Annotated in this window: 7 protein-coding genes; all 7 read right to left on the reverse strand. The window is 38.6% G+C overall.

All coding sequences use genetic code 11. The features are described from left to right. Window positions 1-125: 125 nt before the first annotated feature. The gene (locus EKG35_RS12870) at window positions 126-764 is read right to left on the reverse strand and encodes a TetR/AcrR family transcriptional regulator (protein ID WP_126294866.1); all 639 of its coding nucleotides are present in this window, start codon (window positions 762-764) and stop codon (window positions 126-128) included. A gap of 3 nt (window positions 765-767) precedes the next feature. Further along, complete coding sequence (locus tag EKG35_RS12875; protein ID WP_126294867.1) at window positions 768-1907, reverse strand: acyl-CoA dehydrogenase; 1140 nt, start codon at window positions 1905-1907, stop codon at window positions 768-770. Between the two features lie 47 nt (window positions 1908-1954). Beyond that, a complete protein-coding gene (locus tag EKG35_RS12880) occupies window positions 1955-3085 on the reverse strand; it encodes an acyl-CoA dehydrogenase (protein ID WP_126294868.1) in 1131 nt (376 codons plus the stop codon). A 15-nt stretch (window positions 3086-3100) separates the two neighbouring features. Next, window positions 3101-3952, reverse strand: coding sequence for a 3-hydroxybutyryl-CoA dehydrogenase (locus EKG35_RS12885; RefSeq protein ID WP_126294869.1), 852 nt, complete (start codon window positions 3950-3952; stop codon window positions 3101-3103). A gap of 153 nt (window positions 3953-4105) precedes the next feature. Further along, window positions 4106-5299 (reverse strand): acetyl-CoA C-acetyltransferase, encoded by a 1194-nt coding sequence (locus EKG35_RS12890; protein WP_126294870.1) that lies wholly within the window; start codon window positions 5297-5299, stop codon window positions 4106-4108. A 63-nt stretch (window positions 5300-5362) separates the two neighbouring features. Then, window positions 5363-5488 carry a hypothetical protein gene (locus EKG35_RS21455; protein ID WP_281274618.1) on the reverse strand — a complete coding sequence of 42 codons (126 nt, stop codon included), beginning with the start codon at window positions 5486-5488 and terminating at the stop codon, window positions 5363-5365. Between the two features lie 109 nt (window positions 5489-5597). Further along, window positions 5598-7778 carry a (Fe-S)-binding protein gene (locus EKG35_RS12895; protein ID WP_126294871.1) on the reverse strand — a complete coding sequence of 727 codons (2181 nt, stop codon included), beginning with the start codon at window positions 7776-7778 and terminating at the stop codon, window positions 5598-5600. Window positions 7779-8224 lie beyond the last annotated feature (446 nt).

An 8224-nucleotide genomic window follows, 5' to 3' on the forward strand; every position in this document is an offset into this window, starting at 1 on the left:
TCCATATTGCATTCGTTCAATTAATGTTGCCTAAAAGTGGTTTACAACGAATGCTTATGTTTAAACGTAAACAAACACCGCTAAAATGCATCGTCAAACGTATGCTTTTAGCGGTGTCATCCCCATTACTCACCATAATGTATAATTCCTGACAAGCACATTTTCGTTTGAGCAATTGTAAAGTCTTGAATTGTAAAACGTTTATTAAGTGCCCATTTTCTAAACGCCCAGCTTTGTCCTTGAACAACGATATGATTTGCAGCTAAATATATTTCCTGATTACTCATATTAATCGTGCCTGCATGCACAAGTGTTTTTAATATTTTTTCAAAGAGTGCAGTCATCTCTAGTTCTTTTTTTAGTACGTATTGTTGTGCTTCTTTGCCCAATGATTTTGTTTCTTGATACATGATAGTAAATTCATCTACCATACTATCAATCAATAAAAAATATTGTCTGATTGCCTCTTTTAATTCTTCTATCGTTCCTGAACTCGTTGAAATTCGAGATAAACGTTTCATCACTTGGTCATAGATATTGTCACAAACTAAAAACAGTACGTCCTCTTTCGTACGGATATATTCATATAGTGTTCCAATGCTAAATCCGGCAGCTTTGGCGATTTCCCTTGTTGTTGCGCGATGAAAGCCTTTTTCTTTAAACAATTTTAAAGCGCCATTTACAATTTGCTTCCTACGAATTTCTATTAAGCTTTCATCTTTTACGGATGACTGTACTAAAATTTTCTCATTGTTATTGTTCATAGATTATTTTGTTAGCATTCTTGAGATTACAAGACGTTGAATCTCTTGTGTACCTTCATAGATTTGTGTAATTTTTGCATCTCGCATAAAACGCTCAACTGGATACTCTTTTGTATAGCCATAGCCGCCAAAAATTTGTACTGCATCGGTTGTGACAGACATTGCTGTATCTCCAGCCATTAATTTTGCCATCGCAGACGCTTTACCGTACGGAAGATTATTTGTTTCTAGCCAAGCAGCTTGATAGGTTAGTAGTCTTGATGCTTCAACAGCTGTCGCCATATCCGCTAATTTGAATGAAACGCCTTGGTTTGCCACAATTGGTTTGCCGAATTGAATACGTTGTTTTGCATATTCAGTAGCAGCATCTAACGCACCCTGTGCAATTCCGACTGCTTGTGCAGCAATGCCATTTCGCCCACCATCTAACGTTTTCATCGCAATAATGAATCCTTCACCTTCGTTGCCTAGTAAGTTTTCTTTTGGTACTCGACAATTATCAAAAATAATTTCTGTTGTTGGAGATGAACGAATACCCATTTTCTTCTCCTTTTTCCCTACTCCAAAACCGGGGAAACTTGATTCAACAATAAAGGCGCTTGTTCCTTTATGCTTTGATTCAGGATCTGTTACGGCGAACACGATGTAAGTGTCTGCTACCCCACCGTTCGTAATGAAGATTTTAGAGCCATTTAGAACGTATTCATCACCTTCTAATTTTGCTGTTGTTTTCATGCCGCCCGCATCACTGCCCGAGCCCGCTTCTGTTAAACAATAAGCACCAATTGTTTTCCCCTCTGCCATTGGCCGCAAATATTTTTGTTTTTGCTTTTCATTCCCATATTTGAAAAGTGGCCACCCTGCTAAAGAAGTATGGGCTGATAAAGTTACACCTGTTGAAGCACAGACACGTGAAAGCTCCTCGACAGCAATGCAATAAGCTAAATAGTCAAAGCCTGCTCCGCCATATTCTTCAGGCCAAGGTATTCCGGTCAATCCAAGCTCAGCCATCTTATTCCATATAGCGCGATCAAAGTGTTCATTTTCATCGCGCTCAGCTGCAGATGGTGCTACCTCATTTAATGCAAAATCTCGAACCATTTCCCTTAATTGCTCATGTTCCTCTGATAATTGAAAGTTCATTTCTACCCCTCCATTTATGTTAAGTGCAATTCTTAATTTTCAGATAATCAAATTTGTTTGCTTATTACGATGCGTTGGATCTCACTTGTTCCTTCATATATTTCTGTAACTTTTGCATCACGGAAATAGCGTTCGACTGGATAATCCTTTGTATATCCATACCCACCGTAAATTTGTATTGCTTCTGTTGTTACTTGAACAGCAGTTTTTGAAGCAAATAATTTCGCCATTGAAGCCTCTTTTCCGCATTGGAGACCGAGAGAATGCAGATGGGCAGCGCGGTACACTAATAGCTTTGCAGCTTCCACCTTGGTTGCCATATCCGCTAGCTTAAAACCTACCCCTTGGTTTACTGCAATTGGTTTGCCAAATTGAATTCGTTCACTTGCATATTCAATTGAAGCTTCCGTTGCGGCCTCGGCAATTCCAAGTGCCTGTGCTGCAATCCCAATTCTCCCTGCGTTCAAGTTTGCCATCGCAATTTTAAACCCTTCATTTTCTTTTCCTAAAAGATTGGATGCAGGTACTTTCATATTGTCAAATGTAAGCTGTACTGTACTTGAACCATGAAGCCCCATCTTATGTTCATTTTTTCCGATAATGAGTCCGGGACTGTCCTTCTCGACTATGAAAGCGGAAATACCCCTAGATCCTTTTTGAGGGTTTGTCGATGCAAACACAATAAAAACATCTGCTTCCCCACCATTTGTTATAAACGCTTTTGAACCGTTAAGGACATAGTAATCATCGCTTTTTACCGCTCTAGTTTTTAATGCGCCCGCATCAGAACCGGCTTCTGGCTCCGTTAAACAAAACGCCCCCAAATATTTTCCACTCGCGAGGTTTGGAATATATTTTTTCTTCTGCTCATCACTTCCAAAATAAAGTATCGGATTCGTTCCGACAGAGGTGTGAACAGATAAAATGACTCCTACAACAGCACTTACTTTCGAAATTTCATTGATTGCTAAAATATAGGAAGTAAAGTCCATCCCTGCACCACCTAAGCTTTCTGGAACAGTCATCCCCATCAGCCCAAGTTCTCCCATTTTAGCAAGGATCTCTTTTGGAAATTCCCCCTCTTCCATTTTTTCAACAAATGGGGCGATTTCACTTTGTGCAAATTGACGCACCATTTCCCGGAGCATCGTTTGCTCTTCTGTAAAGTTGAGATTCATAGATGTCACTCCTTATTATTCGTATACATAGAAACCTCGCCCTGTTTTTCTTCCTAGCCAGCCTGCTGCAACATACTTTCGAAGTAAAGGACATGGACGATATTTGCTATCTCCCAATCCTTCATGAAGAATTTCCATAATATATAGACAAGTGTCTAAGCCGATAAAGTCTGCCAATGTTAAGGGTCCCATTGGATGATTCATTCCTAGCTTCATCACTTCATCAATTGCTTCTTTTGTTGCAACCCCCTCATATAGTGCATATATTGCTTCATTGATCATTGGCAATAAAATGCGATTTGAGATAAATCCAGGAAAATCATTTACTTCAACAGGTGTTTTGGACAATTTTACTGTCATTTCTTCTACTGCTTGGTACACCTCATCTGCGGTTGCTAAACCTCTAATAATTTCTACTAGTTTCATAACTGGAACCGGATTCATAAAATGCATACCGATAACTTGTTCAGGCCTTTCCGTCACCGCAGCGATTTCTGTAATCGGCAATGAAGAGGTATTTGTTGCTAAAATTGCATTTTTAGGTGCTATTGCATCAAGTTCTCTAAATATTGATTGCTTAATATCCATATTTTCTGTTGCAGCTTCGATTATGATATCGACGTCGAAAGCATCTTTCAGGTCTAGTGATGTAGTAATGCAATTTAGAATTGCTTCTTTTTCTCCCTCTGTTTTACGTCCTTTTTCGACGTCGCGCATAAGATTTTTCGTAATGACTCCTATGCCTCGTTCTATAAATTCTTGTTTTATATCATTCAACTTAACGTCAAATCCTGCTTGTGCACATACTTGAGCAATTCCAGATCCCATCTGGCCAGCCCCTACAACCATTACTTTTTGAATTGTCATTTCACGATCCTCCTATATATAATCAACATCTAGAAGCTTTAGCCATACTGTCTTAAAACGCTTTTCATACAAGCCAAACGAAACGCGAATAGTTACCGAAATTCGCAGATAAGTGAGGCAAATAACGTAGTACGAATGCTTTTGTCAACAGATTTATTGTTTTGGTACTTTAATCATAATGGCATCCCCTTGGCCACCACCTGAACAAATAGCCGCAATACCAATTCCACCGCCTCGGCGTCTTAATTCATACGCAAGTGTTAAAATAATTCTCGCACCTGATGCACCGATTGGATGACCTAGTGCTACTGCACCACCATTGACATTTACTTTCTCTGAATCTAGTCCAGCAATTTGGTTGCTTACTAGAGCTACAGCAGCAAATGCCTCATTTATCTCAATTAAATCAATGTCTTCTACCGTTTTACCAGTTTTCTTTAGCAATTCATTTATAACGAGTCCTGGTGTTTGAGGGAAATCTTTCGGTTCTACGCCTACTTCTGCGTGCCCTAATACATATGCCAAAGGCGTTCGCCCTTCATTTTGTGCTCTTTCGTCACTCATTAATACGAGTGCACAAGCGCCATCATTCACACCCGGAGCATTGCCAGCAGTAATCGTGCCATCTTTATCAAAGGCTGGCTTTAACTTTGACAGCGCTTCCATTGATGTGCTTTTACGAGGCGCTTCGTCTTCTGCAACAGTTGTAATATCTCCTTTGCGTCCACGAATTTCAATTGCTGCGATTTCTTCAGCAAATTTCCCTTCCTCCATCGCTTTAATAGCTAATTGGTGGCTTCTTACTGCCCATTCATCCTGCTTTTCACGGGAAAGCTCAAACGTATTTGCCGTTTCATTTCCATAAGTCCCCATGTGTACATTGTTTGGATGGAATGCGCAAGAAAGTCCGTCAAAAATCATTCCATCAACAAGCTGCGCGTCCCCCATTCGAAGGCCCCAACGTCCTTTTGGTAAATAGTAAGGAGCATTAGACATTGATTCCATACCGCCAGCAACAATAACTTCTTCTTCCCCTAAACGAATAAGCTGGTCTGCTAGAGTTACACTTCTCATACCTGAAGCACATACTTTGTTGATTGTTTCTGTTTTTGCAGAATAAGGTATTCCAGCTTTTGCCGCTGCCTGACGAGAAGGGATTTGCCCTTGCCCTGCTTGAAGTACAGTACCCATAATCACTTCATTTACTTGTTCCGGTGCAATATTTGCTTTTTGCAAAGCTGCTTTTATCGCATTTCCTCCAAGTTCACTTGCAGATAATGTTGATAATGCACCTCCAAATTTACCAAATGGTGTTCTTGCTCCGTCTAAAATAACTGTTTTCAACACTTCTCCCACCCCTTTGTTTTATTAGGAAAATCATGTTTCTTTAACTGTACTTATTTCTTGATACTAACTTGCTTGCTTCGCTGCTCGTCGCAAATTTGATTGTTCAAGTACAGCTTGAACAATCAAATTGACTGAACGCTCGCTCAACTTCTTGCTTAAATAAAAATGGGAGTCTTTTAGAGCTCCCATTTTTTTCTTTTTACAATATAATTGTACGAAATTTTCTTTTTTTTCGCAATTTGTATTTTTCTAATTATTTAATTTTATTGTTGAATAAACGAAAAATCCCATCGTTCAATCAAGATTCTTCTGTTGCTGCAATTTCTGTTGGTTGAGTACTTGCTATCGCATACTCTTCCTCTTCTTCTATTTTCATATCCCCAAATACAGATCGTTCTAGAAGTTCAGCTATATCGAATGTTCCTACTGTTTCCTCTACTTCTTTTGCTTTCGTACCGTCAGAAAGCATTGTTAAACAGTATGGACATCCCGAAGAGATAACTGAAGCATTCGTTGCAAGAGCTTGTTCTGTACGAGCTACATTAATGCGATTTCCTACATGCTCTTCCATCCACATTAAACCACCGCCAGCTCCACAGCACATTGCAGTTTCACGATTTCGTTCCATTTCTACTAGGTTAACACCTGGGATAGATTTTAAAATCTCACGTGGAGCATCGTAAACATCGTTGTATCGGCCTAAATAACAAGAGTCATGGAATACAATTGTTTCTTCAACACGGTGATTTAAAGTTAAACGTCCTTGATCAACCAAATCGTATAACAACTCAGTATGGTGGTAAACTTCACCCTCCCAGCCAAAATCTTTATATTCATTTTTAAAAATATTGTATGCGTGAGGATCGATTGTTACGATTTTCTTCACTTCGTTTTTCTCAAATTCCTCTATATTTGCTGTTGCTAGCTCTTGGAATAAAAATTCATTCCCTAAACGACGCGGCGTATCACCGGAGTTTTTCTCCTTGTTTCCTAGAATTGCAAATGTAACGCCTGCTTCGTTCAAAAGACGTGCAAAGGATAAGGCAATTTTTTGTGAACGGCTGTCAAATGCCCCCATTGAGCCAACCCAGAATAAATATTCAAAACCTTCGCCAGATTTTTTTGCTTCTTTCACTGTCGGAATCTTTATTGTTGGATCAAGATCACGCCAGTTTTCTTTTTCTTTACGGTTAAGACCCCAAGGATTTCCTTGTCTCTCAATGTTATTCATTGCGCGTTGAGCATCTGAATTAATTTTTCCTTCTGTCATTGTTAAATAACGACGAAGATCAATAATTTTATCAACATGCTCGTTCATTACAGGACATTGGTCTTCACAGTTGCGACATGTAGTACATGCCCAAATTTCTTCTTCTGTAATGACATCTCCAATCAAGGATGGACTGTAAATATCATCAATAACAGCACCTTCAGCACCTGCTGCCATAGCTAATTGATTGCCTTTTGTATTATTAAATGCAAATGCTGGCACCCAAGGCTTTTGCTTTGTTGTAACAGCCCCTGTGAATGTTAAATGGTCACGCAATTTTACGATTAAATCCATTGGTGAAAGCATTTTTCCCGTACCTGTTGCCGGACACATATTTGTACAACGACCACATTCTACACAAGCGTATAAATCAATTAATTGTTTTTGTGTAAAATCAGTAATTTTTCCAACACCGAATGACGGCATTTCTTCTTCATCTTCCATTTCTTCCATTGCTTCAAAATTAATCGGGCGAAGAGTACCCGCACGATCCAGCCTGTTAAAGTAAACGTTTACAGGTCCAGCAATTAAGTGGAAGTGTTTCGATTGTGGAACGTATACTAGGAATGTTAATAAAATAAGTAAGTGAATCCACCACATTACATAAAATACCCCTGCAGCTGCTTCTGGTGGCAAGAATCCAAAAATTGCTGCAATAGTTGATGCAATTGGTTCACTGCCTAAAAAGCTATGTTCATGCCAAATAATACTCATGCCGTTTCCAACTAATGTAGACACCATTAATCCACCGATAAAAATTAGCACTAGCCCATTTTTCCAGCCGCGCTTTAAACGAACAAGCTTCTCGATATAACGGCGATAAAATGCCCAAACAACTGCTACTATAATAACAACTGCCACGATTTCTTCAAATAAAGTAAATACTTGATAGAGTTGTCCTAAAGGCAAATGCGAGCCTGGTGCCAACCCTTTCCAAATAAAATCAATGGCACCAAATTGTACGAGAATAAATCCATAGAAAAATAAAACGTGAATTAGTCCACTTTTTTTATCTTTCAATAATTTAGATTGTCCAAATACATTGATCCATATTTTCTCAAGTCTCTCTTTTACATTCTCATTAAATTCTTCTTTTTTCCCGAGCTTTATAAATGCATATCGTGTTTTTAGAATATAAACAAACAATCCCACCCCATATAACACGACAGCTAAAAAGAATACCCAGTTTGCAATTAATAACGGATTCATCTTCTCTCCCCCTCTAACCATATCCCCTATGAATGCTGTTTTTATTAGTTATTCTTCTATACTGCTAAATATGATTCTAGTTTCATCGGTAAATTATCTTCCCTCTGTACCATGTCTTTATTGTAAATATGAATGAGCATTCAGTCAACGTATTATTCGAAAATTTCTAATAATCAATCATTACTTTGTCGATTATTCACGTTTTCTCTATTAAAAGATGTTATGTTGGATTATGTATTAATACGTGTATAGTCCTTTACCAAATAATAAAACCACCCTACTCTCGATAAGAGTAAAAAATCCACGAGTTATGGACTCGTGGATTTCAGACTGTAGACAAACTCGAAAATTCGAGTTTGCCTACAGTCTTTTTTCTTTTAAAATAAAATTAATAACCCTTTTTGAATAAGTTAGTTGATTTCCGTTTCGGCGGACGCTTTCCGCGG

The organism is Lysinibacillus telephonicus, assembly GCF_003966145.1.
In the GTDB taxonomy this organism is placed as follows: Bacteria; Bacillota; Bacilli; order Bacillales_A; family Planococcaceae; genus Ureibacillus; species Ureibacillus telephonicus.

What these genes read in the sequence shown, in the direction of transcription:
- EKG35_RS12895 (WP_126294871.1), bottom strand. Translation starts at nt 7,778, where the DNA reads ATGAATCCGTTATTAATTGCAAACTGGGTATTCTTTTTAGCTGTCGTG.
- EKG35_RS12880 (WP_126294868.1), bottom strand. Translation starts at nt 3,085, where the DNA reads ATGAATCTCAACTTTACAGAAGAGCAAACGATGCTCCGGGAAATGGTG.
- EKG35_RS12870 (WP_126294866.1), bottom strand. Translation starts at nt 764, where the DNA reads ATGAACAATAACAATGAGAAAATTTTAGTACAGTCATCCGTAAAAGAT.
- EKG35_RS21455 (WP_281274618.1), bottom strand. Translation starts at nt 5,488, where the DNA reads ATGGGAGCTCTAAAAGACTCCCATTTTTATTTAAGCAAGAAGTTGAGC.
- EKG35_RS12875 (WP_126294867.1), bottom strand. Translation starts at nt 1,907, where the DNA reads ATGAACTTTCAATTATCAGAGGAACATGAGCAATTAAGGGAAATGGTT.
- EKG35_RS12885 (WP_126294869.1), bottom strand. Translation starts at nt 3,952, where the DNA reads ATGACAATTCAAAAAGTAATGGTTGTAGGGGCTGGCCAGATGGGATCT.